This is a genomic window from Streptomyces sp. NPDC048644 (genome assembly GCF_043199105.1).
Classification (GTDB): Bacteria; Actinomycetota; Actinomycetes; order Streptomycetales; family Streptomycetaceae; genus Streptomyces.
Genome location: NZ_JBICVO010000004.1, coordinates 257,089 through 282,342, shown reverse-complemented (window position 1 = coordinate 282,342; position 25,254 = coordinate 257,089). Strand labels below are relative to the sequence as shown.

20 protein-coding genes are annotated in these 25,254 nt (G+C 72.6%); 8 read left to right on the top strand and 12 right to left on the bottom strand.

The window, feature by feature from the left end:
• Positions 1–10: 10 nt before the first annotated feature.
• The 9 genes from ACGFNI_RS10875 to ACGFNI_RS10835 form a co-directional block, all read right to left on the bottom strand.
• On the bottom strand, positions 11–718 hold the full coding sequence (locus tag ACGFNI_RS10875; protein ID WP_393682547.1) for an antibiotic biosynthesis monooxygenase: 708 nt from the start codon (positions 716–718) through the stop codon (positions 11–13).
• A 192-nt stretch (positions 719–910) separates the two neighbouring features.
• Positions 911–2,164: a hypothetical protein gene (locus ACGFNI_RS10870; protein ID WP_393682546.1), complete on the bottom strand. Its 1,254-nt coding sequence runs from the start codon at positions 2,162–2,164 to the stop codon at positions 911–913.
• 425 nt (positions 2,165–2,589) lie between these two features.
• On the bottom strand, positions 2,590–3,807 hold the full coding sequence (locus ACGFNI_RS10865; protein ID WP_393682544.1) for a helix-turn-helix transcriptional regulator: 1,218 nt from the start codon (positions 3,805–3,807) through the stop codon (positions 2,590–2,592).
• A 2-nt stretch (positions 3,808–3,809) separates the two neighbouring features.
• A complete protein-coding gene (locus tag ACGFNI_RS10860; RefSeq protein WP_393682543.1) occupies positions 3,810–4,745 on the bottom strand; it encodes a DUF4097 domain-containing protein in 936 nt (311 codons plus the stop codon).
• Between the two features lie 150 nt (positions 4,746–4,895).
• Complete coding sequence (locus ACGFNI_RS10855) at positions 4,896–5,075, bottom strand: DUF6104 family protein (protein ID WP_227047229.1); 180 nt, start codon at positions 5,073–5,075, stop codon at positions 4,896–4,898.
• Positions 5,076–5,207: 132 nt separating this feature from the next.
• A complete protein-coding gene (locus ACGFNI_RS10850) occupies positions 5,208–8,993 on the bottom strand; it encodes a multifunctional oxoglutarate decarboxylase/oxoglutarate dehydrogenase thiamine pyrophosphate-binding subunit/dihydrolipoyllysine-residue succinyltransferase subunit (protein ID WP_393682541.1) in 3,786 nt (1,261 codons plus the stop codon).
• Between the two features lie 260 nt (positions 8,994–9,253).
• Complete coding sequence (locus tag ACGFNI_RS10845) at positions 9,254–10,378, bottom strand: ATP-binding protein (protein ID WP_393682539.1); 1,125 nt, start codon at positions 10,376–10,378, stop codon at positions 9,254–9,256.
• Positions 10,375–11,115 carry a response regulator transcription factor gene (locus ACGFNI_RS10840; protein ID WP_227047226.1) on the bottom strand — a complete coding sequence of 247 codons (741 nt, stop codon included), beginning with the start codon at positions 11,113–11,115 and terminating at the stop codon, positions 10,375–10,377. Before ACGFNI_RS10840 ends, ACGFNI_RS10845 begins: the two co-directional genes overlap by 4 nt.
• Positions 11,116–11,261: 146 nt before the next feature.
• A complete protein-coding gene (locus ACGFNI_RS10835; protein WP_393682537.1) occupies positions 11,262–11,987 on the bottom strand; it encodes a spermidine synthase in 726 nt (241 codons plus the stop codon).
• A 231-nt stretch (positions 11,988–12,218) separates the two neighbouring features.
• Between ACGFNI_RS10835 and ACGFNI_RS10830 the strand changes: the two genes are divergently transcribed.
• On the top strand, positions 12,219–13,097 hold the full coding sequence (locus ACGFNI_RS10830; RefSeq protein ID WP_393682535.1) for a rhomboid-like protein: 879 nt from the start codon (positions 12,219–12,221) through the stop codon (positions 13,095–13,097).
• A 140-nt stretch (positions 13,098–13,237) separates the two neighbouring features.
• Complete coding sequence (locus ACGFNI_RS10825; protein ID WP_393682533.1) at positions 13,238–13,624, top strand: VOC family protein; 387 nt, start codon at positions 13,238–13,240, stop codon at positions 13,622–13,624.
• 71 nt (positions 13,625–13,695) lie between these two features.
• Here ACGFNI_RS10825 and ACGFNI_RS10820 read toward each other — a convergent pair whose 3' ends face one another.
• Positions 13,696–14,520: a nucleotidyltransferase domain-containing protein gene (locus ACGFNI_RS10820; protein ID WP_393682531.1), complete on the bottom strand. Its 825-nt coding sequence runs from the start codon at positions 14,518–14,520 to the stop codon at positions 13,696–13,698.
• 311 nt (positions 14,521–14,831) lie between these two features.
• Here ACGFNI_RS10820 and lon point away from each other — a divergent pair, with 311 nt between their 5' ends.
• Positions 14,832–17,369 (top strand): endopeptidase La, encoded by a 2,538-nt coding sequence (gene lon / locus ACGFNI_RS10815; protein ID WP_393682529.1) that lies wholly within the window; start codon positions 14,832–14,834, stop codon positions 17,367–17,369.
• Positions 17,370–17,475: 106 nt separating this feature from the next.
• On the opposite strand, the gene ACGFNI_RS10810 is transcribed toward lon, so the two are convergent.
• Entirely contained in the window at positions 17,476–18,336 is an 861-nt protein-coding gene (locus ACGFNI_RS10810; protein WP_393682527.1) for a lysozyme, read from the bottom strand.
• Positions 18,337–18,728: 392 nt separating this feature from the next.
• Here ACGFNI_RS10810 and ACGFNI_RS10805 point away from each other — a divergent pair, with 392 nt between their 5' ends.
• Complete coding sequence (locus ACGFNI_RS10805; protein WP_393682525.1) at positions 18,729–19,223, top strand: MarR family winged helix-turn-helix transcriptional regulator; 495 nt, start codon at positions 18,729–18,731, stop codon at positions 19,221–19,223.
• A 95-nt stretch (positions 19,224–19,318) separates the two neighbouring features.
• Here ACGFNI_RS10805 and ACGFNI_RS10800 read toward each other — a convergent pair whose 3' ends face one another.
• Positions 19,319–20,164, bottom strand: coding sequence for a hypothetical protein (locus ACGFNI_RS10800; RefSeq protein WP_393682523.1), 846 nt, complete (start codon positions 20,162–20,164; stop codon positions 19,319–19,321).
• A gap of 613 nt (positions 20,165–20,777) precedes the next feature.
• On the opposite strand from ACGFNI_RS10800, the gene ACGFNI_RS10795 reads away from it, so the two are divergent.
• The 4 genes from ACGFNI_RS10795 to ACGFNI_RS10780 are packed head-to-tail and all read left to right on the top strand — an operon-like array spanning position 20,778 to position 25,192.
• Positions 20,778–23,651 carry a nitrate- and nitrite sensing domain-containing protein gene (locus ACGFNI_RS10795; RefSeq protein ID WP_393682522.1) on the top strand — a complete coding sequence of 958 codons (2,874 nt, stop codon included), beginning with the start codon at positions 20,778–20,780 and terminating at the stop codon, positions 23,649–23,651.
• On the top strand, positions 23,648–24,139 hold the full coding sequence (locus tag ACGFNI_RS10790) for a roadblock/LC7 domain-containing protein (RefSeq protein WP_393682520.1): 492 nt from the start codon (positions 23,648–23,650) through the stop codon (positions 24,137–24,139). Before ACGFNI_RS10795 ends, ACGFNI_RS10790 begins: the two co-directional genes overlap by 4 nt.
• On the top strand, positions 24,136–24,537 hold the full coding sequence (locus ACGFNI_RS10785; protein ID WP_393682518.1) for a DUF742 domain-containing protein: 402 nt from the start codon (positions 24,136–24,138) through the stop codon (positions 24,535–24,537). The genes ACGFNI_RS10790 and ACGFNI_RS10785 overlap by 4 nt, the downstream gene beginning before the upstream one ends.
• A gap of 37 nt (positions 24,538–24,574) precedes the next feature.
• A complete protein-coding gene (locus ACGFNI_RS10780; RefSeq protein WP_393683023.1) occupies positions 24,575–25,192 on the top strand; it encodes an ATP/GTP-binding protein in 618 nt (205 codons plus the stop codon).
• The last annotated feature ends 62 nt before the right edge of the window (positions 25,193–25,254 follow it).

Genomic DNA, 25,254 nt, shown 5'->3' with positions numbered 1-25,254 from the left:
GTGAGTCCCGTCAGGCCGTGGCACGCGTGGGCGGGGCCACATTCACCAGACTGTGGTGCAGGCGGTAGTGCGGCGGGCCCGAGGACGCGTCCGCGATCGTCACGCCCGGCAGCCCCGCGATGATCCCGGCGAGCCGCGCCGACACCCTGCCGTCGGCGAATGCGCGCCACGCCGAACTGCTCTCCCACTCCGCGTAGTTGAGCACCCGGCTGCCGTCCTGGCTCAGATGGAAGTGCGCGCCCAGCAGGCCCGGCACCTGCGCGTCGGCCAGTACGTCCAGCACGGTGTCGGCCAGGGCCCGCTGGGTGTCGGGCCCCGACGTGCCGAACGTGGGGGTGACCAGCAGGGTCGGCGCCCCGCCCGACGCCACGGCGGGCAGGTGGCTGCGGTGGCGCCGGTAGCGCACCAGGCCGGGGCGCCGGATGCCGGGGATCGCCTCGTCGATCGGGCTGATGGCCGCCGCCCGCCGGGCGCGCGCCCAGGCCAGATGCGCCTCGTCGTCGGTCCACTGCGCGTAATGGAGTACGTGGCTGCCGTCCGCGCTCAGGAACGCGGTGAGCGAGAGCATCGCGTCGGGCCGCTCCTGGCCGTCCCAGGCGGCGATGACCGCGTCGGCCGCGGCGGTCTGCACGGCCGGGTCGGGAACGATCCAGGAGCTGATCAGGGCGGTGCCCGCGTCGGCACGCCGTACGTCGGGGAAGGCGGTGGTGCGGGTCATGGGGTGCTCCGTTCTGCGGTGCGGGGTCGCTTCGGAGCTTCGTCCCTGAAGTGCGCTTGAGGTCAAGGGGGTTGGGGGGACGGGTGCGGGGACGTCACGTTTCGTGTGGTCGCGGCTGTGACTGCCCGGCCGGCGGTGTGCGGGCCGGGCGGTGCCGGGCGCCCTTCGCGGAAGGCCGGGCGGGTGTGGCGTCTATGGGCTCGACGCCCGAGCGGGGCCCGCGGGTGCTGTTCCGGCCGGGGCGGCCCCGGCCGGTATTGGCTCGTCGGACGCTGGATCGTGCGGCGCCGGCGCGTTCGGCATCGGCTCGTTCGGCATCGGTGTGTGCGGTGTCGGTGCGTTCGGTGTCGGTACGTGCGGGAGGAAGCAGCCCGGGACCGGGCCGTCCGCCGTCGTTCGGCCTGGGGGCGTCGCGCGGGCGAGCATGTCACGGGAGGCCCTGGCGCCGGGGACATCGCCGGGCAGCAAGCCCGCGGGGATGCCGCCTTGTGGTGTGCCTCCCGGTGGTGTGTCTCCTGGCAGCGCGCCTCCCGGTGGCGGGTCTTCCGGTGTCGTACGTCCCGGTGCCGTGCCTTTCGGCGGGGCGCTGTCCGGAGTCAGGATGCCTGCGGCGAAGACCGCGTCGGCCAGTGGGCGGAGCAGGTGCGCCAGCCGTTCGGCGCGGGCGCGGCCCAGGGCACGCCAAGGGCCCGCCGCCAGTTGGTCCGTCAGCTGCTCCAGGGCCGCGCGTTCCCTGCGGCCACGGAGGGTCGCGCTGCCGTCCGGGGCGATCCAGCCGCGGGCGGCGAGCCGGTCGTGGGCGTCGCTCCACTCCTGGGCACTCCAGCCGCGGGCGGCGGCGGACTCCGGGGCGGCCCAGCCGCGGTCGGCCCCGTTGCCCGTCGCGGCGTGCGAGACCAGCGCCTCGCACGGGTCGAGGCCGCAGGTCAGCAGCGCCGCCAGATGGCCGTCGCCGCGGTGCTCGCGCAAGACCGTGGCGGACTGCCACAGCATCAGGTGCGGAGCCTCGGGCCAGGGCAGATCGAGGTTGGCGGCGGCCAGCGGGCGGGCCGTCGTGCCGGCGTTCTCGGCGGCCCGGCGGGCGAGACCCGCGGCCTCGGCGAGCTGGCCGCAGCTCAGCCGGTCGCCGAGCAGCCGGGACAGCACCTGGTCGACCGCCCGCAGCCGCGCGTCCAACACCTCGGCGGGACCGGCCGTCGACCAGATCCGCGGAATGTGCTGGGCGATCAGACGCGGGCTGAACGTGTAGTACGTCGCGGCCACCAACCCGGGGCCCGCGGCGCCCAAGGGGGCTGTGCGCCAGGCGAAATAGCGGGGCCAGCGTGACATGGTGTCGAAGCCGATGCCCGCCGCGACCCTGAGGGCCTCGGGGGCGGAGTAGAGGGTGGCGTGCAGCGGTTCGAGCTGATGCCACATCCGGCGGGCGACCGAAAGGTAATCCGACATCGCTGTACCTCATGGCCTTCACGGTGCGTGCAGACAGGGGCAGTTGGCGGTGAGGCGCGCCCGAGGGGCCTGGGCCGGTCCCCTGTGCCGGGGCGTGCCGTACGGGTCCGGGCGGGGGCGAGCCTCGCGGCTCGTCCGGGCCCGGCACACGGCCGCCGACCCGGATGCCGGGTGGCCGGGGGATGCCCTCGGGACCGGTGCCGGACGAAAAGCCGTGCGATTGATGACGTTCCCCGATTACGCGCCGTGAATCCTGCCTGCCGTAAGCAACTCTCCGTAATCGGTGAGCGGTTGGCTCCGGCGGGCGGGCACCGGAGGGTCGGGGCGGCCCCCCCCGGAACCGCCAGGCAGCGGCGGAGCGGCCCCCGCGAGCCACCCCGCCATTGCCGCCACTTGCCCCTGGAGCCCGCCGCTCCGCGCCCCCGCTACTCCTTCGAGCCCGAGCCCGAGCCCGAGCCCGCCTCCTGGCCCGCCCCCGCCTCCTGGCCCGGCTCCGCCGCCGAGGCGTACCGTTCCGGATCCCGCAGCAGGGCGCCGATATGGGCGGCGGCCGTCGACAGGCGGCGGCGGGCCTCCCGCACCTGCTCGCCGGTGACGCCGTGATCGCGCGCGGCGTCCCGCAGGTCGTCGCGGAAGCGGTCGAGCAGCCGGTCGAAGTCGCGGGCCGGATCGGCGCCGAGGGGTTCATCGGCCCACTCCGGCGCCGGCGGGGCGGCCGGTGACCCGGCTTCCTGGTCCTGCGCCTCCTTGGCCAGATCGATGCGCTCGACCGTCACCCGGGTGTCGCCGTTCGCCGCCCCGGACGCGCCCTCCTCGCGGTCGCCGCCGGCCGCGCCGTTGGTGAAGCGGCCGACCTCGCGGGAGACCTCGGACAGCGCCTCGCGGACCGCGCCGGACCAGTCGCCTGAGCGGACATGGTCCTGCGTCTGCTCCTGGACCCGCTTGATGACCCGCTGCACCTCATCGCGGGCGTATGCCTGCGCGTCCTTGGCCTGCTTACGGGCCCGCTGGGCGTCCTGCTTGGCCCGCCGGCTCTCGTCCTTCGCCCGCCGCGCCTGTTCCTTCCACTCCTCCTTGGCGCGCCGGAACTCCTCCTTCGCCTGCCGCCAGGCTTCCTTGTCGCCGTACGTGCCGTCGAAGAAGGAGGAAAGGCCGGGGTACGGCGGCGCGCCCTCGCCCTCGTCGGCACCGGCGTCCGCCCGCGCGCCGTCCCCCGCCGCGCCTTCCGATGCCCGGCGGCTGCGGCCCGATGCGGCTCTGGCCTGCTGCGCCGCCTCCCGGATCTCGCGGCGCAGATCGCGGGCCGAGCCGCTGACGTCCTCGCGGATGTCGGAGGCCAGTGCGGCCACCGACTCGCCTATCTCCCGTTCGAGTTCGGTCAGTTCGCCGCTGCGGTCGGCGAGTTCGGCCCGGCCCGCCTCGGTGATCGAGTAGACCTTGCGCCCGCCTTCGGTGGCGTGGGTGACCAGACCCTCGGTCTCCAGCTTGGCCAGCCGCGGGTAGACGGTGCCGGCCGAGGGCGCGTAGAGGCCCTGGAAGCGTTCCTCCAGGAGGCGGATGATTTCGTAGCCGTGCCGGGGGGCCTCGTCGAGCAGCTTGAGGAGATAGAGGCGGAGGCGGCCGTGGGCGAAGACGGGGGGCATGCTCAGAGCACCTTCTTCTCTTCAGGCCGGTCCGCGGGGGCAGCGCCGCGCGGACCGGGGGCGGCGTACGGTCCCGGGGCCTCGGTGGCGCCGGGACGCGGGCCGTCGAACGACGGGCGGCGCAGCAGCGCGAGGCCGCCGGAGACGGTGGTGACCTTCAGCGTGCCGGTGCCGGCACCGAGCGCTCCGGTGATGCTCTTCGCGCCCCACTGGCTGCCGACCCGCAGGCTGTCGAAGGCGTTGGAGACCGTGCCGCTGGTGGTGTTGGCCTCCACCGTCGCGTCGGCCGGGTCCGGCAGCCGGATGGCCACCTCGCCGGAGACGCTGGTCAGTTGGATGTCGGTGCCCTTGGCCGACGGGTCGAGGTCGAGCACCATGTCGCCGCTGACGGAGCCGGCATGCACCGCACCGCCTGCGCCGTCGATGACGGTCAGATCCCCCGAGACGGAGTGGAACCGCAGGTCACCGGTGACCGCCTGGGCCTCGACGTTGCCCGACACGGTCTCCGCGCGCACCTCGCCGGTCAGCCCGACCAGGGTGCTGTCGCCCGTCACCCCGCGGACGTCGGTGCGTCCCGCGATGCCGGAGACCACCGCGCTCGCGCCGACGACACCCACCTCGACGCGGGTGGCCGCCGGCACCGTCACCGAGATCACCGCGCTGCGGTTCCACGCCTTGCGGTCGAAGAGCTTCAGGAAGCCCTTCCACGGCAGGTCTTCGTAGGCGACGGTGAGGGCGCCGTCCTCGTACGAGACCGTCAGGGGCGTGCCGTGCAGTTCGCCGACCTCCAGGCGGGCCGGGCTGCCGTCGGACGTGCCGACGACGTTGACCGTGCCGCCGTACACCCGGACGTTGAGCGCGCCGACGGGTTCCTCGATCTCCAGGGTGCGTGGCCCGTCCACCTGGATCGGATATCGCGATCGCTCGTTCCTGGACATTCCGGGCCTCCCCTGACTGGACATGGCAACGCAACATATCGCGTCTCACGCGACACGATATATCGCGGATCGGGGAAGTCAAGCGGCTGACGGAAGCCGTCCGCTCCGTCCCGGTCGGCCAGGAGGCGGACGGCGCTGCCGTGCGTCCTCCTACTCGTCGTCCTCGTCGTCGAGCCGTGCCAGCCAGGTGGCCAGCCGCTCCACCGGCACCTCGAAGTCCGGGTTCAGGTCCACGAAGGTGCGCAGCTGCTCGGACAGCCACCCGAGGGTGACCTCCTCCTCGCCACGCCGGCTCTCCAGCTCTTCGATGCCGCGGTCAGTGAAATACACGTGCTCTCCACCAGGGGTCATGGGACGTTCCCGGCCAGGATAGGCAGGGCTGCGGGGGCACGGCGAAGGGCCCGCCCCCGCAACCGCGGGGGCGGGCCCTTGCCGGGTGCCCGGAACTACCGGAGCGTTCGGCTACGCGTCGAACGCCTCGGCGATGAGCTGGGCCTGCTCCGCCTGGTGACGCTTGGCGGAACCGACGGCCGGGGACGAGCCGTGCGGACGCGAGATGCGGCGCAGACGCTCGTTGTGCGGGACATCGGCACCGACGGCCAGGTCGAGGTGGTCGATGAGGTTCAGACCGAGGAACGGCCAGGCGCCCTGGTTGGCCGGCTCCTCCTGGACCCACAGGTACTTACCGGCGTTCGGGAACTTGGCGATCTCCGCCTGGAGTTCCTTGCCGGGCAGCGGGTACAGCCGCTCGATACGGACGATGGCGACGTCGTTCGCGCCGCGCTTCTCCCGCTCCGCCTCCAGGTCGTAGTAGACCTTGCCGGAGCAGAAGATCACCTTGCGGACGGCGCTCGCGTCGACCGTGCTGTCGGCGATCACCGGGCGGAAGCCGCCGGTGGTGAACTCTTCCGCCTTCGACGCCGCGGCCTTCAGACGCAGCATCGACTTCGGGGTGAAGACGACCAGCGGCTTGTGGTGCGGGTTGTGGACCTGCCAGCGCAGCAGGTGGAAGTAGTTCGACGGCAGGGTGGGCATGGCGACCGTCATGTTGTTCTGCGCGCACAGCTGGAGGAAGCGCTCGATCCGGGCCGATGAGTGGTCCGGGCCCTGGCCCTCGTAGCCGTGCGGCAGCAGCAGGGTGACGCCTGAGGTCTGGCCCCACTTCTGCTCGGCGGACGAGATGAACTCGTCGATGACGGTCTGCGCGCCGTTGGCGAAGTCACCGAACTGCGCCTCCCACATGACCAGCGACTCCGGGCGGGCCAGCGAGTAGCCGTACTCGAAGCCCATCGCCGCGTACTCGCTGAGCAGCGAGTCGTAGACGTTGAAGCGTGCCTGGTCATCGGAGAGGTAGAGCAGCGGGGTGTAGTCGTCGCCGGTCTCACGGTCGATGAGGACCGCGTGACGCTGGCCGAAGGTGCCGCGGCGGGAGTCCTGTCCGGCGAGCCGGACCGGGGTGCCCTCCATCAGCAGCGAACCGATGGCCAGGGTCTCGCCCATGCCCCAGTCGATCGTGCCGTCCTCCACCTGGGCCGCGCGGCGCTGCAGCTGGGGCAGCAGGCGCGGGTGGACGGTGACCCGCTCGGGGATGTTGACCTGCGACTCGGCGATCCGCTTGACGACCTCCTGGGAGATCGCGGTGTCCACGAACACCGGGAACTCGGCCTGCGGCTGCGGCACCTCGGGGGTGGCCGGAGCCGTGGTGGCCTCGCGGACCTCCGTGAAGACCTTCTCCAGCTGGCCCTGGAAGTCCTGCAGCGCCTGCTCGGCCTCTTCCAGCGTGATGTCGCCACGGCCGATGAGCGACTCGGTGTAGAGCTTGCGCACCGAACGCTTCTTGTCGATCAGGTCGTACATCAGCGGCTGCGTGAACGCCGGGTTGTCCGACTCGTTGTGGCCGCGGCGGCGGTAGCAGATCAGGTCGATGACGACGTCCTTGTTGAACGCCTGGCGGAACTCGAAGGCGAGACGCGCGACGCGCACCACGGCCTCCGGGTCGTCACCGTTCACGTGGAAGATCGGCGCCTCGATCATGCGGGCCACGTCGGTGGCGTACATGGAGGAGCGGGCCGACTCCGGTGCGGCGGTGAAGCCGACCTGGTTGTTGATGACGATGTGCACGGTGCCGCCGCAGCGGTAGCCGCGCAGCTGCGACATGTTCAGCGTCTCCGCGACCACGCCCTGGCCCGCGAAGGCCGCGTCGCCGTGCAGCTGGACCGGCAGGACCGTGAAGTCCGTGCCGCCCTTGTTGATGATGTCCTGCTTGGCGCGCGCGATGCCCTCGACGATCGGGTCGACGGCCTCCAGGTGGGAGGGGTTGGCGGCCAGCGAGACCTTGATCTGCTCGCCGTCCAGGCCGGTGAAGACGCCCTCCTGGCCCAGGTGGTACTTCACGTCGCCGGAGCCGTGCATCGACTTCGGGTCGAGGTTGCCCTCGAACTCCCGGAAGATCTGCGCGTACGACTTGCCGACGATGTTCGCCAGGACGTTCAGCCGGCCGCGGTGGGCCATGCCGATGACGACCTCGTCGAGGCGCGACTCGGCCGCGGAGTCGATGACCGCGTCCAGCAGCGGGATGACGGACTCGCCGCCCTCCAGCGAGAAGCGCTTCTGGCCGACGTACTTCGTCTGCAGGAAGGTCTCGAACGCCTCGGCGGAGTTCAGCCGGCGCAGGATGCGCAACTGCTCCTCACGCTCGGGGGAGTTGTGCGTCCGCTCGACCCGGTCCTGGATCCACTTGCGCTGCTTGGGGTCCTGGATGTGCATGAACTCGATGCCGGTGGTGCGGCAGTACGAGTCGCGCAGCACGCCCAGGATGTCGCGCAGCTTCATCATGGTCTTGCCGGAGAAGCCGCCGACCGCGAACTCGCGCTCCAGGTCCCACAGGGTGAGGCCGTGCTCGATGATGTCGAGGTCGGGGTGCTTGCGCTGGTGGTACTCCAGCGGGTCGGTGTCGGCCATGACGTGGCCGCGGACCCGGTAGGAGTGGATCAGGTCGAAGACCCGCGCGGCCTTGGTGACGTCGTCGTCGTGGGAGACGTCGATGTCCCGCAGCCAGCGGACCGGCTCGTACGGAATCCGCAGCGACTTGAAGATGTCGTCGAAGAAGTCGTTCTCGCCGAGCAGCAGCTGGCTCATGATGCGCAGGAACTCGCCGGAGGCGGCGCCCTGGATCACGCGGTGGTCGTACGTGCTGGTCAGCGTCATGACCTTGGAGACACCGAGCTTGTTCAGGGCGTCCTGCGACGTGCCCTGGAACTCCGCGGGGTAGTCCATCGCGCCGACGCCGATGATGAGGCCCTGTCCGGGCATCAGGCGGGGCACGGAGTGGACGGTGCCGATGCCGCCCGGGTTCGTCAGCGACGCGGTGACTCCGGTGAAGTCCTCCATCGTCAGCTTGTTGGTGCGGGCCCGGCGGACGATGTCCTCGTAGGCCTGCCAGAACTCGAAGAAGGTCAGCGTCTCGGCCTTCTTGATGGCGGCGACGACGAGCTGGCGGTCGCCGTTCGGCTTCACCAGGTCGATGGCAAGACCGAGGTTGACGTGCTCGGGCTTGACCAGCGTCGGCTTGCCGTCCTTCTCCGCGAAGGAGTGGTTCATCGACGGCATGGCCTTGAGGGCCTGCACCATCGCGTACCCGATGAGGTGGGTGAAGGAGACCTTCCCACCGCGGGCGCGCTTGAGGTGGTTGTTGATGACGATGCGGTTGTCGAAGAGCAGCTTCACCGGCACCGCGCGCACGGACGTGGCCGTCGGCAGCTCCAGCGAGGCGTTCATGTTCTTCGCGACCGCGGCGGACGGGCCGCGCAGGGTGACCAGCTCCGGACCTGCCGGAGCCTCCTTGGCGTCGGCCGCGGCGGGCTTGGCCGCGGGCTTCGCGGCCGGAGCCTTCGCCGGAGCGGCCTTGGCCACAGCCGCCTGGGCGGGCGCCGGAGCGCTCGCCGCGGGCTTCGCCGGTGCGGCCGGAGCGGCCGGGGTGGCGGGCTTCGGCTGGGCCGGGGACTGCGCCGGTGCGGCCGGAGCGGGGGCAGAGCCCTCCGCCGGCTGGCTGGGCGCGGTGGCGCCGCCCGGCTTGTAGTCGGCGAAGAAGTCCCACCAGGCTCGGTCTACCGAGTTCGGGTCCTGGAGGTACTGCTGGTAGATCTCGTCGACGAGCCACTCATTTGCACCGAACGCAGCGGCAGGGGACTTTCCCTGCCCGTCTTGGTCGGTCGAGATGCTCGAGCTGTTGGGGGACTGTGGCGACACGGCGGCAACCGCCCTCTTCCGCTTCCTAAGGTGGTGGACAGCGGGAATAAAGGCTACGCCTCTTGTGACCATTGGTGCAGTCCGGGAGGGCCACTCGTCGCGCACGTCACATTCACCGATGGGTTTCAAGGCATGACTTGGCGGGAAACACACGGGGTTTGCCTGCGTGAGGGTAGGACTCAGCGCCGCGGCACCCCGTCAGGCGGGCGCGAGGCGCCACCTGATGCGTGCTTCCGCCACCGACCCTACGCCACGGGCCGTCAACCTCGACTTGACTCCGTTCCCGGAAGGGCGACCCGGATGCGACACCCACGGGTGGATTCGGCCACCCCGATCCGGCCGCCGTGCAGATCCACCGCCCAGCGTGCGATCGCCAGGCCGAGTCCGGTGCCCCCGTCGGCCCCCGGTCCCGATGCCGCGGGACCGCCGCGGTTGAACCGTTCGAAGACGCGGTAGCGCTCCGACTCGGGAATGCCGGGCCCCTCGTCCTGCACGTCCAGCTCCAGGCTCTCGGGCCCCTCGCCCCGCCGGGCGTGCACGGTGACCCGCCCGTGCCGCGGGCTGTGCTTGATCGCGTTGTCGATCAGATTGGCCACGACCTGGTGCAGCCGCTCGGCGTCCGCGTACGCGGTCAGCTCCGGGGGCGAGACGTCGAGGTGCAGATGGACGTCCGTCCGGGTGTGGGTGCCGGATCCGGCGAGCCCGGCAAGGGTCGAGGCGCCGCGGCTCATGTTGGCTTCCTTGAGCACGCCCGACAGGTAGGGCCACACCTCGAAGCGGCGGCTGTGCAGCGGCACCACGCCGTTGTCCAGGCGGGAGAGGTCCAGCAGGTGCTCGACCAGCCTGCCAAGACGCTCGGTCTGCTTCAGCGCCGTCCGCATCGTCTCCGGATCGGGCTCGGAGACCCCGTCCACGACGTTCTCCAGCACCGCACGCAACGCGGCGATCGGCGTCCGCAGCTCGTGCGAGACGTTCGCGACCAGTTCCTTGCGGTGGGTGTCCACCGCCTCCAGGTCGGCGGCCATGCGGTTGAACGCGTCCGCCAGGTCGCCGAACTCGTCCCGGCGCTCCGAGCGCACCCTGCGCGTGTAGTCGCCCTGTGCCATCGACCGCGTCACGTCGGTCATCTCGCCGAGCGGCGCGGTCAGGCTGTTCGCCACGAACTGGGTGATCAGCAGCGAGGCGATGATCGAGAAGACGGTGATCACCCGCAGCTCGGTCGCCGAGTGCATCGCCACGAACACCAGCAGCGTCGTGATGATCACCGAGACGATGACCAGCGCACCGAGCGCGGCCTTCACCGAACGGTAGGGATCCAGCGGTCGCAGCCCGTCCCAGAGCCGCTCACCCAGCCCGCGGGCGCGGGCCTGCCACCACCGCGTCATGCGGGCGGGGTCTCCAGGGCGTAGCCGACGCCGTGGACCGTGCGGATGCGCTCGGCGCCGATCTTGCGGCGCAGTGCCTTGATGTGGCTGTCGACCGTGCGCGTCCCGGAGGCGTCCGCCCAGTCCCACACCTCGGCCAGCAGCTGCTCACGGGAGAGCACCGCGCGCGGGGTGTTCGCCAGGCAGACCAGCAGGTCGAACTCGGTGGGCGTCAGGTGCACATCGGCGCCGCGCACCCGCACCCGGCGCTGCGCGTGGTCGATCTCCAGCTCGCCCAGGCGCAGGATGCCGCTGCGCGGGGTGTGCGCGGCCAGCGCGGCGCGCTCGACGCGGCGCAGCAGGACGTGCACCCGCGCGGCCAGCTCCCGCATCGAGAACGGCTTGGTCATGTAGTCGTCGGCGCCGACCCCGAGCCCGACCAGCATGTCGGTCTCGTCGTCGCGCGCGGTCAGCATCATCACCGGTACCGGGCGCTGGGCCTGGACCCGGCGGCACACCTCCAGGCCGTCGAAGCCCGGCAGCATCACGTCCAGGACCAGCAGATCGGGCTGCCACGCCTCGGCGGTGTCCACCGCGGCCGGGCCGTCGGTGGCGGTCTGCACCTGGAAGCCCTCGGCGCGCAGCCGGGCCGCGATGGCATCCACGATCGTCGGGTCGTCCTCGACGACCAGCACCCGGCGCTGGGCGCCCGGCGTGGCCGCGGCGGTACCGCCCTGGCTGGTCTGAGTCTGGTCCATCGCCCGCCCCTGCATGTCCCCGTGTGCGTGGTCGCGTAGTGCTGGACGAGGCGGCCCGGCAGCGCGCAGCCCGCCGGTGGGGGCGGGCGGTGTCGCGCCGGACTCCTGTCCAGGGGAGCAGCGTAAGGGCACGGTGTGACTGTCGGCTACGCGCCCTTGCGCGCGAGATGCACCACGTCGGGGACGCCTCGGGCAACAGGGATCTCTTCCGTACGTACCCCCTGGAATCCGGCATTCCGGAGGGCGAGGTCGAAGGCGGGCGACGGCTGGGCCGACCAGACGGCGAGCACGCCGCCCGGTGCGAGCCGGTCCCGGCAGGCCGCGAGACCGGCCGGCGTGTAGAGGCCGCCGTTGTCCTCGGTGACCGTCCAGTCGGGCCCGTTGTCGATGTCCAGGCACAGCGCGTCGAAGGTCTCCCGGCCCGCACCGTCGTGCAGATGGGCGACCAGATCCGCGTGCACGATCCGCGTCCGCGGGTCCGCCAGGGCGCCGCCGGAGAGTTCCGCCAGTGGCCCATGGCGGTGCCAGCCGATCACCGCGGCCTCCCGCTCGACGACCGTGATCCTGCCCCAGCGCTCCTCCCGCACCGCTCTGACCAGGGAAAACCCGACGCCCAGGCCGCCGATCAGCAGGGCGGGGCGCTGCCGGTCCTGCGGCAGCTCGGCCAGTGCGGCATCGATCAGCAGCCGCTCGGACCTGCCGTCGGACGTGTCCATCAGGAAGCAGCCGTTGGCGATGATCTCGTAGACCGCCGCGTCACCTGCGCGCCGCCGCCGCAGGACCACTTCGCCGTACGGGCCCTCGCGGCGGTCGAGGGTGCGCGGGCCTTCGGGGAGGCCGGCCGTCGAGGGAGAAGGGGGAACGGGAGCCATCCGGCCATCCTGGCGGGCCCGGTCCACGCCGGTCCACCTTCTGGGGGCGCGGCGCCGGAGCGGACGTGGTGCGCCCCGAACGGGTTGCCCGCGGCGAAGTGCTTGTGACGCACTTCACTTACACAGCTCGCTCATGGGTTGAACAGGCACGCTGTCCCGCACGTTGTGCACAGCGGAGCGCGGCCGGGGAGACGGCCGACGCGAGTGCCTGAACGGAAGGAGCCCGGAACGGTGAGCTTGGTGGACACCGCGGACACCGCGGACACCGCGCGGGCGGGCACCGGACCGGCCGGCTTCGGGAAGCTGCCCCGGCAGCCCGCCGGACCGCCGTCCGTACGCGTCGATGAGGTGGCGCCGCCCACCGGGCCCGCGCCTGACACCGCGGACGCGGGCGCCGTCCCCGCGGCGGGGCGGGCGCGCGTGGTGGCCGCGCTGAGCCGGCTCCGGCTGCTGCTGCCCAGCCCCACCGGCACCCCCTTCACCTTCGGCTACACGCTCGTCCTCCTGGTGACCTCCTTCATCGCCGCCCACGCCGCCCCCGCGTTCGTCGGCGAGCTGCTGCGCGGCTCCAGCACCGACGTCGCGCACCTCACCCACACCCCGCTGCTGGTACTCGTCGCCAGCGCCCTGTGGATAGCCGGCGGGGTGACCTCGGGGTTCGCCGTCGCCTTCCTGTTCGTGCTGACGGCCCTGGAGCGCCGCATCGGGAGCCTGGGCGCCGCCGCGGTGTTCGCGGGCGGCCACGTACTGGCCACCCTCGCCACGGAACTGCCGGTCGGCTTCGCCGTCGCCGCAGGTCAGCTGCCGGTCAGCTCGCTGCACCGCCTCGACTACGGCATCAGCTTCGGCGTGATGACCTGCACCGGCGCGCTCGCAGGGCTGCTGCCGGGACGGCTGAGGTGGCCGCTGCTGGCCGGCGTCGGCTACCTGGCCGTCGGCGACGTGGTGGCCTTCGTCGATCCGATGGCGGCCTGGGGGCACCTCCTCGCGCTCGCCCTCGGGGTGGTGAGCTGGCCGCTGCTCCGCCGCCGTCGCGCCCGGCGGGCCCGCCCGGAACCGCTGCGCGGCGACCTCGGCCACCCGGCCCTGCGGACGGAACGCGCGGGCTGACGGGAGGCCGGGCACGCGGTGGCGGCCCGGTGGCGGGCGCGCTGTACTCGGTGGTGTGCACCCGGGCCGGCCGTCGGCCCCGGGCACCCGGCGCCGGCCTTGGCCCGCGTCCCCGCCGTGCACCAGGAAGGGGCCAGCACATGCGCATGATCTTCGTAAACCTGCCGGTCAAGGACGTCGCCAGGTCGACCCGCTTCTTCGCGGCGCTCGGCTTCGAGGCGAATCCCACCTTCTCCGACGAGAGCTGCACCTGCGTGGTCATCGACGAGAACATCTACGTGATGCTGCTCGCCGAGGCCCGCTTCAAGGACTTCATCAACGACGAGATCAGCGACACCGCCACCGGCACCGAGGTCCTGAACTGCCTCTCGGCCGACAGCCGCCGGGAGGTCGACGACCTCCTCGCCAAGGCACTCGCGGCCGGCGGCAGCCCCTGGAAGCCGGTGATGGAGGAGGGCCCGATGTACGGCGCCAGCTTCCAGGACCCGGACGGGCATGTGTGGGAGCTCGTTCATATGGGGCAGTAGCCGCCCCCCCCCGGACCCTTGCGGTCGGCGCAGAGGCCCGGGGCGCCGACGGGGCGTCCTGACAACGGAGTTCAGGCGGCCAGGAGGCCCGCGATCTCCTGGTGGAGGGAGACGGGGAGGGTGAGGTCCCATCGGGCGGCGGCCTCCGTGGCGAGATCGCGGCTCCACCGCCAGCTGTGCCGGGCCGCGGCGCGGACCGCCGCAGGCTCCGCGGCGGCCGTGGTCGCGGCGTAGCGGGCGCGGTCGGCGGCCGGCAGGTCGTGCTCCAGGTTGCGGCTCGGGGTGAGCCAGTGCGCGGTGGATTCGCGCAGCAGGCGGCACAGCTGGAGCTGCAACGGGGCGACGACGGTGTGCAGCAGGGCGTGGGCGCGGGCGGTCTCGCCGCGGGCCAGCACCTGGGCGAGCATCAGGGTCCAGTTGGCCAGCTCGGCGGTGAGCTGCCGGGCCGTGCCGACCGGCTCGGGCGGGACGAAGCCGGCGAGCCCGCGGGCCGCTGCGGTCAGCCGTCCGCTGCGGTCGAGCAGGACCGCGGCCTCAGGGTCGGGCAGCTGCACCATGCCGCGCCAGGAGGGGACTTCATCGATGCCGGTGCCTGCCGCCTCGACGTGGAACTCCCCGCGCATCAGATCGTCGAAGACGACGGCGAGGATCCCGTACATATTGGTGTACGCCAGCTTCAGCGGGGCCAGCCGCTCGATGAACTCCCGTCCGTCGAAGGCGTCGGCGTCCTGGTCGCGTACGTAGAGGTACGCCTCGATGTCCGAGTACGCGTCGGCCTCGCCGAGCGTCCAGGAGCCGTACAGCAGGACGCCGTCCAGCCGGGGCTCGGTGCGGGCGGCCTCGCGCAGCCGCTCGATGCGGCGGTCGAGCGCGGGGGTGGGGGTGCGGTGCGGCATGGGTCTCCTGAGTGGTGCGGGCGGCATGCGCCGGGCGGTGCCCGTGCGGCATGGCATGCGGACGGTCCCGGCGGCTGCCGGGTGGTGGATCTCGAGGTCGCGGACCGTGCGCGCGTACTCAGGAAAAAACGCCCATGGGCCGCACTGTACCGGGGAGTTGGGGGCGCGGAGGGGCGGGGATGCGTCCGGCCGGCCGGGGCGACCGGGGTGTCCGGGCTCTGATCGCTCACGGCGAACACGGACCGGGGAACATCTGCCGGGCGCTCTGCATTGAGTGGGTAAAGCTCAACTTGCCTGCCGAAGGGGAGATCATGGCTTCGTCGTCCGCCTCGCTCACTCTGCCCGTGCTGCCCCTCGATGACGAGGTGGTGCTGCCCGGCATGGTGGTGCCGCTGGATCTGTCCGACATCGACGTCCGGGCCGCGGTGGAGGCCGCGCAGGCTGCCGCCGTACCGGGTAACAAGCCGGAGGTGCTGCTTGTGCCCCGGATCGGGGGCGCGTCCCGGGCGGCGTCCGGGACCGGCACCTACACGGCGATCGGCACGCTCGGACGGATCGAGCAGGTCGGACGGCTGTCCGACGGCGATCCCGGCGCGCTGATCCGTGGCCTTCGCCGGGTCCGTATCGGGGTCGGCACGACCGGACCCGGTGCCGCGCTGTGGGTGGAGGGCAGCGCCATCGAGGAGGCGGTGCCGGGTTCGGGACCGGACGAGTCCGGCCGGGAGGGCGCGCTGCCCGGCGCCGTCACCGAACTGGTCACCGAGTACAAGGCGCTGGCCACCAGCTGGCTCCGCAAGCGCGGTGCCTGGCAGGTCGTGGACCGGGTGCAGCAGATCGAGGACGTGGCGGCGCTCGCCGACAACTCGGGCTACTCGCCGTTCCTGACCATCGAACAGAAGGTGCGCCTGCTGGAGACCGTCGATCCGGTCGCCCGGCTGAAGTACGCCACCGAAGTGCTGCGCGAGCACCTCGCCGAGCAGGACGTCGCCGAGTCCATCGCCAAGGACGTCCAGGAGGGTGTCGACAAGCAGCAGCGGGAATTCCTGCTGCGGCGGCAGATGGAGGCGGTCCGCAAGGAGCTGGCGGAGATCAACGGCGACGCGGAGGACGAGGGCGGGGACTACCGCGCCCGGGTGGAGGCGGCCGGCCTGCCCGCGGACGTCCGCAAGGCCGCCCTCAAGGAGGTCGACAAGCTGGAGCGGTCCAGTGACCAGAGCCCGGAGGGTTCCTGGATCCGCAACTGGCTGGACACCGTTCTGGAACTGCCGTGGAACGAGCGGACCGAGGACGCGTACGACATCCCGGGCGCCCGGCAGGTGCTGGACGCCGACCACGCGGGCCTGGAGGACGTCAAGGAGCGCATCACCGAGTACCTGGCCGTCCGCAAGCGGCGGGCCGAGCGCGGCACGGGCCTGCTGGGCCGGGCCGGTGACGGCGCCGCAGCGGATGAGGGAAGCGCAGGTCAGGGCGGTGGGCGCCGGTCGGGTGGCGCGGTGCTCGCGCTGATCGGACCGCCCGGGGTCGGCAAGACCTCGCTGGGCGAGTCCGTCGCGCGGGCCATGGGCCGCAGGTTCGTCCGGGTCGCGCTCGGCGGGGTGCGGGACGAGGCGGAGATCCGCGGGCACCGGCGCACGTACGTCGGCGCGCTGCCGGGGCGGATCGTGCGGGCGGTCAAGGAAGCCGGTTCGATGAACCCGGTGGTGCTGCTCGACGAGATCGACAAGGTGGGCTCCGACTACCGCGGCGACCCGGCAGCCGCCCTCCTGGAGGTCCTGGACCCGGCGCAGAACCACACCTTCCGCGACCACTACCTGGAGGTCGAACTCGACCTCAGCGACGTGGTGTTCCTGGCCACCGCCAACGTCCTGGAGGCCATCCCCGAGCCGCTGCTCGACCGGATGGAGCTGGTGCGTCTCGACGGCTACACCGAGGACGAGAAGGTCGTCATCGCCCGGGACCACCTCCTGCCGCGCCAGCTGGAGCGGGCCGGTCTCGAACCGGGCGAGGTGACCGTCGGGGACGACGCGCTGCGCAAGCTGGCGGGCGAGTACACCCGCGAGGCCGGCGTGCGGAATCTGGAGCGCGCGGTGTCCAGGCTGCTGCGCAAGGTGGCGGCCCAGCACGAACTGGGCGAGCGGGAGCTGCCGTTCGCGGTCGGCGCCGGGCAGCTGCGCCCGCTGATCGGGCGACCGCACCACACACCCGAGTCGGCGCAGGACCCGGCCGAGCGGCGGACCGCGGTGCCCGGCGTGGTCACCGGCCTGGCCGTCACCGGAGCGGGCGGCGACGTGCTGTACGTCGAGGCGTCGCTCGCCGATCCGGAAACCGGCGCATCGGGGCTCCAGTTGACCGGTCAGCTCGGCGACGTGATGAAGGAATCGGCCCACATCGCGCTGTCGTTCCTGCGCTCACACGGCGCGGAACTGGAGCTTCCGGTGGGCGATCTCAAGGAGCGCGGCGTGCATCTGCACGTCCCGGCGGGCGCCGTCCCCAAGGACGGGCCGAGCGCCGGCGTGACGATGACCACCGCACTGGCCTCGCTGCTGTCGGGGCGGCAGGTGCGGCCCGATGTGGCGATGACCGGTGAGGTCTCGCTGACCGGGCGGGTGCTGCCGGTCGGCGGCGTCAAGCAGAAGCTGCTCGCCGCGCACCGTGCGGGGATCACGACGGTGATCATCCCGCAGCGCAACGAACCGGACCTGGACGAGGTGCCGGCCGAGATCCTGGACGCGCTCGACGTCCATCCGGTCTCGGACGTCCGCCGGGTGCTGGAGCTGGCGCTGACCGACGCGGCGGCCCCGGTGCGCGCACCCGGGGCGCCGGCCAGGGAGATCCCTGCCGCGGCGTGACGGACGCGGCAGGAGCAGGCCCCTCCCGCACGAACACGCGGGAGGGGCCGCGGTGCTGCCCGGTGCCCGGCCGGATCAGGTCCGGCGGGACCGGTCGCCGTCGCCGTCAGCCGTTGGCGAGCGCCTGGAGCCGGTCGTAGGCGCCGTTGAACTTGTTGTGATCGCCGACGGTCGGTCCGGTCGAGGTGTACTGCCAGATGGTGTGGAAGCCCCAGCCGGCCGGGAGTTCACCGACCGACGAGCCGTAGCGCGGCACCCACAGCGGGTTGACGCTGCCGAACCCGGCGTAGTTGCCCGTGCACTGCTTCCACCAGTCGGTGGAGGTGTAGATGACGGCGTCCCGCCCGGTGCGCGCCTTGTAGGTCGAAAACCAGTCCTTCATCCAGTTGACGAGCCCGCTCGCGCTGAGCCCGTAACAGGTCGACCCGTAGGGGTTGTACTCCATGTCCAGCGCGCCCGGCAGGGTCTTGCCGTCCTTGGACCAGCCGCCGCCGTGGTCGACAAAGTAGTTGGCCTGGGCGGCGCCGCTGGAGGTGTCGGGTGTGGCGAAGTGGTACGCGCCGCGGATCATCCCGGTGTCGTAGGAGCCGTTGTACTGCTGGGCGAAGTACGGATTGACGTAGCTGGTGGACTCGGTCGCCTTGACGTAGGCGAACTTCACGCCGCTGCTCCACAGCGTCGCCCAGGCGACGTTGCCCTGGTGGCCGCTGACGTCCACGCCCTCGACGCCGGCGAGCAGGCCGCGGGCCGGTGCGCCGTCGGTCGCGGTGCCTTCGTGGGCGGCGATCTGGGAGCCGGCCCAGTCCTGCCCGGGGTGGGTGGGCTCCGGCGCGTCCTTGCCCGCGCCGGCCTGCGCGGACGCGGTGGCGGACACCCCGATGAGCAGGGAGAGGGCGGTGAAGAGGATCCCGGCCGCGCTCGCCAGTGTGCGCGAGCGGTGGGGGGAGCCGGACCTGTGCACGGTCATGCGTGCCTCCGAAACGGTGGTGGGTGACCTGAGGGGGGTACGGACCCGCGGCGGGCCGCGGTCCGGCGGCACCGCCACCGGGGTGCGGTGACGCGGGTGCGCAGTACGGGAACGAGCGTGACCTGCGGGGGATACGAGCGCGTGGAGCGTGGCGACGACGTACGGGGACGCGGGACGTGGGACGCGGACGTGAAGAGCGGTGACCGGCAGCCGCAGGCAGCACGACTTTTGGTGTGGCCATGCCAGAAAGACGATACGCGCGTAGACCGTGGCGATAAAAGGGGGGCGCGGGGCTGCCGTTGGTCTAATCCTGCGAAATACTGGCCAAGCTGCGGCTTCGGCGGCAGCCGGAGGAAACTTTCACGACGGGGAAAGCCGGAAAGGGCGCTGACGTGCACAACACCGGAGCCGACGGAACGACGGCGGACGGCGAACCGAGTGGTGTGGACCACGTATTCCTGTCACTGGAACGCGAGTTGGCGGTATTCCTGCGCCGGGCCCGTGCCTCGTCCGGTGAATTGGCCAGGGAAGTCCACCCCGATCTGGAATCGGCCGCCTACGGCCTGCTCGTCCGCCTCGCGGACGCAGGAGCCCAGCGGGCCACCGGACTGGCCGGGTACTTCGGCGTCGGCAAGGCGACGATGAGCCGCCAGCTGCACGCCCTGGAACAGCTGGGTCTCGTCGCCAGGGAGCCCGATCCGGCCGACGGGCGGGCGGTCCTGGTGCGCATCACCGACGAGGGCCGCGACCGCTTCAACCGGGTGCGCAACGCCCGCCGGGCCCGCTACGCCCGCAGCCTGGCCGCCTGGGACCGCGAGGAAGTCGCCGAACTCGGCCGCCTGCTGCACCGCCTCAACGCCGAACAGGACGGCGACGACGCCTCGTAGGACGTCCGATGGCTCGGTAAACCCGCTTTCCCGAGCCCGTCCGGAACTGGCCCTTGCCCGGGGCGCCCGCACCCTCTACGGCGCGGCCCGATGCGTCACGGCTGTACGAAGACCACCGCCGCGTCGTCCCGCGGCTTGCTGCGCGGGTGGGTGGCGCCGTCCGGGTCCGCCGCCTCCGCCGCCCGCACCTCGTCGATCAGGGCCTGCGGCCCCCGCTCCGCCACCAGGGCCGCGCAGTGCGCCCAGGAGCCCTTACGGAAGACCTCGACCCAGCGGCCGGCGCCGTCGCTCAGCGCGGTCAGCGAACGGACGCCGGCGCGTGGCGTGCGGCCGGTGACCGCGCGGGCCGCCACCGAAGGATCGGCCGCCGCGGTGAAGAAGCCGCCGTCGGCGTTGCGCAGCGCCTCGACGGCGCGGCCGTACTCCCGGCCCGCCGCGGCACGTTCGGCCGAGCCGCGCGGCAGGGCCCGCACGGCGTCGCGCTGCGCGCGGACGGCGGGCGGCAGTTCGTCGAGGCGGGGGTCGAGCACCGGGTGCACGCTGCCGTCCGCGCGCTCCAGGAGCAGCACCGAATCGGACAGCACGAGGTGCTCGACGTCCTCCCCTGACCAGCGCGCCAGCACCACGGTTGCCTGCGGCGTGCGTACGTGAGAAAGGTCACAGGTCGACCGGTGAATGTCAGCCGTACGGGAGATGGCCGCGGCCAGTACCTCAGGGAGCGTCATATCCCGGCGTGAAACCGACAGTTCGAGCAGCGCGCCGCCGAGCCGGGCGGTGAACCAGGACACCGCGTGCACGCAGCCGTAGTCGTCCGCGGGCGGCGTCACGCCGTCCAGGAGCACCAGGACTCCGCCCTGGCCGGAGGCGGGAAGGGCGACGGACGCGTAGTCCTCGTTCGGGAGTTGGGGATCGCCGGGCTCGGTGGCGAGTTCGATGCGCATGGCCGCAAGTCTGCCGGAGCGCGGCGGGCCCGCCGGTGGCCGGACGTGTGCGGGTCGCCCGGTGGGCGGGGCGGGGGAGTGCGCGGGCCGGGGCGGGCCGGGGTGCGGGGCGGCGCGGTGCGGGCGCGCATCTTTTCAGGAGCCGACCGGTTCTCCAAACCTGTACCGGGGTTGCGAGGGGTTGCAACGGGCATTGCCCGTGCGCGGAAGTTGATGGTCAACTTCTGATTGATGTTCACTCATTCGCGTGGCCGGGCAAGCGTTGCCGAGCCACTGCGCGGAGCCGGTGGAAGGGTCAATTCCCGGATCATGGGGGCGGGCCAGGACATTCGTAGCGCCGCGCAAAGCCGGGCTGTTTCCCTTCGCGGAAGTGTGCACTGCTGCGGTTTTCGCGCAGGTCCGCCCCGCGAGCGGAAACCGAGCCGGACCCGCGCGCCACACGGCGTGGGCAGGCGAGACAGGAATGCGAGCAGCGGTGCGGAAGAAGCGGCTTCGGGGCAGCGCAGGAAAGCCGGGAACACCGGCCCGTTCGGTCTCAGGACCGGGTACGGGAGCGGACCCCGGTTCGGACACGACGTCCGGTGGCGACCCCGCGCGCAGACGCCCCGCGCGGGTGCGTAACCGTCTCGTGGGCGCGGTGGCCGTGGTGGCCGCCGCCGTCCTGGGCGCCGGCGCCCCCGCCCTGGTCGCCGCGGCCGATCAGGCACAGGCCGGGCAGCGCCTGGTGGACCTCGCCGAGCTGGACTCCCGCGCGATCGCGCTGGCGCACTCCCTGGCCGACGAACGCGACGGCATGACCGAGTACGTCGCCACCGGCCGCAGCGCACAGTCCGGCGCCGGCGCGTCCGAGGCGCAGCGCTCCCGCGTGGACCGGCAACTCCGCGACCTGCGCGCCGAGGCCCAGGACGCGTCCGGTGACACCCCCGGCTACGTCGCCGCCGAGAAGCTGCTCGCCGCGCTGCCGCAGACCCGCCAGGAAGCGCTGTCCGGCTCCGGGTCCGCCGATGACACCTTCGCGGCGTACACCAGGGTCGTCCAGGCGCTCGGCGCCATCTCCGAGGACATCGCCCGCGCGCTGCCCGCCCGCGACGACGGGGCCGACGCCGACACCCGCGCACTGCCCTCGCTCGGCCGCGCCGTCGACCAGGCAGCCGCCACCCGCGCCCTGCTGCTCGCCGCGCTGCACGCCGGCGGACCGCAGGCCAAGCTGACCGGCGCCGCCCAGCTGACGCACCTGCGCGAGCAGGGCGCGCTCGCCGACTTCGCCCAACTGGCCGGCGAGAAGTCCCAGGACAGCTACGACAGCACCGTCAACGGCGCGGACGTCACCACCGCCGAGCGCTACCTCACCCGGCTCACCGACCAGCCGCACCTGGACGCGGCCGATCTGGCCCTGAGCCGCGAGCGGGTGCAGTCCACCCTCACCGCCCGCATCGGCCTGATGCGCGGCGTCGAGTCCGCCATGGCCACCCAGGACATCCAGCGGCTCGCCGCGCTGCGCGACGACGACGTGACCGCGCTGGAGATCCGGATCGGTCTCGTCGGGCTCTGCCTGCTGCTCGCCGTAGGCATGAGCATCTCCGCCGCGCGCTCCATGACGCGCCCGCTGGCCGCGCTGCGGCTCGGTGCCAAGCGGGTCGCCGCCGACCCCGCGCACGAGGGCCCGGTCACCTTCAAGGGCAAGAACGACGAGTTCGCCGACACCGTGCGCGCCGTCAACGCGCTGCACGCCCAGGTCGGCGAGGTGGCCAGGCGGACCGCGGAACTGGAGGGCGAGCGCGGCCGGCTGATCACCGGGCGGCAGCGTCTCGCCGACGAGCGCGAGGTGCTCAACGACGAGCGGGCGGCGCTGAAGCAGGAGGTGGCGGCCCTCACCGAGCGGCTCGCCGCGCTGCGCACCGGCGTGCACGGCCGGTTCGTCAACCTCTCGCTGCGCACCGTCGGCCTGGTGGAGCGCCAGCTCGGCGTCATCGAGTCGCTGGAGGAGAGCGAACAGGACCCCGAGCGCCTGGAAACCCTCTTCAAGCTCGACCACTTCGCCGCACGGATGCGCCGCAACAGCGAGAATCTGCTGGTCCTGGCGGGTGCCGAGCAGCACGGCACCGGACACCCGGGGCCGGTGCCGCTGCTGGACGTGCTGCGGGCCTCGGTCAGCGAGATCGAGCGCTACGACCGGGTCCGCATCCAGTCCCTGCCGCCGCACTCCCAGGTCGCCGGGTTCGCCGCCGACGACATCAGCCACCTCGTCGCCGAACTCCTGGAGAACGCCACCGCGTTCTCGCCGCCGGACGCGCACGTCGAGCTGTCCGGCTGGCTGCTGGAGAGCGGCGAGGTGATGCTCTCCGTCCAGGACGAGGGCATCGGCATGACCGCCGACCGGCTGGCCGAGCTGAACGACCGGCTGGCGGACGCGGAGGCGGCATCGACGTCCGAGACCGTCGACGAGGCGCTGGGCCTCGGCCTGTACGTCGTGGTGCGGCTGGCCGCCCGGCACGGCGTCCGGATCCAGCTGCGCGCCCAGAACCAGGGCGGCGTGACCGCGGTCGTGGTGCTGCCCGGATCGATCCTGCCGACCCGGCCAGGACCCGCGGGCACGCGGCCCCCGGGCACCGACGCGCACCTGGCGGGCCCGACCCTGCCCGGCTCGGTCGCCGAGGCGAACTCCAACACCCTCCAGACCCGGCTGCCCCGGCTCGACCCGGCGGCCGGCACCCCGGCGGCGCCCGCCGCACCCGCGGCCCCGGCACCCGCCCCGCAGGCGCCCGCCGCACCGGCGCCTGTCCCGGCCCAGCAGATCCCGGCCCAGCAGGCCGACCCGCTGGTCGCCGCGGCGGAGCGGGCGATCGACGCGGCCGGCATTCAGCCGCGCCCGCACCCGCAGCACGGCACGCCCGAGGGCGCGGGCACCGCCGCGCCGTACGGGGACGCGGCGCCCGCCGGCGCCCCTGGCCCGGCCGCGCCGCCCGCCCCCGCCGCCTCGTCCGCGCCCGAACCCAGCGCGTACGGACCGCTGTCCAGCGGCCCCTACGCGACCGGCGCGACCGAACACAGCAGGCCAGACGACGTCCCGTCGGCCGCCGCACCCGGCCAGGACCACAGGACCGCGCCCGCCACCCCGGCAGCCGACGAGGCGCCGAGCGCCCCGCAGACCACGGCGCCGGACCCGGCCGCGGCGCAGACCACGGCGCCCGACCCGGGCCCGGCACCGGCGGGCGAGGTACGGCGGACCGACATGGGCCTGCCCAAGCGCACGCCCAAGATCGTGGCGCAGCAGCAGGCGCCCGCCGCCCCGCGCAAGAGCGGGTCGGCCAACGCCGAGGCGCTGCGTCGCAGGCTCGGCGGCTTCCAGCAGGGGGCGCGAAGCGGCCGACGCGACGTCGAGGCCGAAATCGCGGAGCGTACAGCGGAGCAGACCATCCCACAGAAGGACACCGACGGAGCGGGGGCCCCGGGAGAGAGCCACGTTGTCGAGGAGGCACGCGATTGAAGGCGCAAGCGCCCACTGCTTACGGGCAGGGCCCCAGTAGCCAGGCCCGGAACCTGCACTGGCTGTTGACCAACCTGGTCGATGAGGTCCCGGGCATCCGCTCGGTCGCCGTCGTGTCATCCGACGGACTGCTGCTGCTCTCCTCCGACCCGGCACGGGCGGACGAGGCGGCGCAGACCGGAGCGGGCGGCGGGCCCCGTGGCTCCAGCGCGGACCTGGCCACCATCGTCTCCGGCCTCGGCAGCCTCACGTCAGGGGCCGCCAAGCTGATGGCGGGCGGGCTCGTCAAGCAGACCATGGTCACGATGGACGAGGGCAGCCTTTTCGTCATGTCGATCAGCGACGGTTCGCTGCTCGGCGTCCACGCCACCCCGGACTGCGACATGAGCGTCATCGCCTACCACATGGCGCTCTTCGTCGGCCGGGCCGGACACGTCCTCACCCCCGAACTCCGCAGCGAGCTGCGCAAGTCGATGGAGAGCCAGTGAGCAGTGCCCCTCAACTCCCCGTGCGCGGCGGGGAACGCAAACCCGCGCGGGTCAGGCCCTATTCGCTGACCGGCGGACGCACCCGGTTCGGCCACGTGCTGCTCGTCGAGACGTTCGTGGCCGCGCTCGAAGCCCCCGACGAGCGGCGTGAGCTGACGTCGGGCGGCTGGGGCGACCGGGTCATGCCGGAGATGCGCGCCATCGTCGAACTCTGCCGCCGGATGCGCTCCGTCGCGGAGATCTCGGCGCTGCTCAAGATGCCGCTGGGCGTGGTGCGCGTGCTGCTGAGCGACCTCGCCGACCAGGGAAAGATTCGCGTCTACGGCACCGGGCACGGCACCGGCAGGCCCGACCGCGCGCTGCTCGAAAGGGTGCTGAGTGGACTTCACAGGCTCTGACACGATACCGGCCGCGCCGACGGCCGCCGCCGGCTCCGTGGACGCGTTCGGCAGCGCGGCCACCCCCGCCGACGCGGGGCTGCAGAGCTGGCAGACGGACAGGTCGCGGGCGCCGATCGCCACCAAGATCGTGGTGGCCGGCGGCTTCGGCGTCGGCAAGACGACGTTCGTCGGCTCGGTCTCGGAGATCACCCCGCTCCAGACGGAAGCGGTGATGACGCAGGCCAGCGCGGAGACGGACGACCTGAGCGCCACCCCCGAGAAGACCACGACCACGGTCGCGATGGACTTCGGGCGGATCACCCTCGACCAGGACCTGGTGCTCTACCTGTTCGGCACGCCAGGACAGCAGCGCTTCTGGTTCATGTGGGACGACCTGGTGCGCGGCGCGATCGGCGCGATCGTGATGGCCGACACCAGGCGCCTGGAGGACTGCTTCCCCGCGCTCGACTACTTCGAGAGCTGCGGGCTGCCGTACGTCGTCGCGGTCAACCACTTCGAGGGGACCGCCACCTACGCCGTGGAGGACGTGCGCGAGGCGCTGACCGTACCGCCGCACGTCCCCATCGTGATCATGGACGCGCGCAAGCGGTTCACGGTGATCGAGTCGCTGCTGGCGCTCGTCGCCCACGCACTGGAGACCACCCCCGAATAACACGTCCGAACAGGACGTCCGATCAGGCTGTCTGCCGCCCCAGAACCACCCCCCTCCCCAAG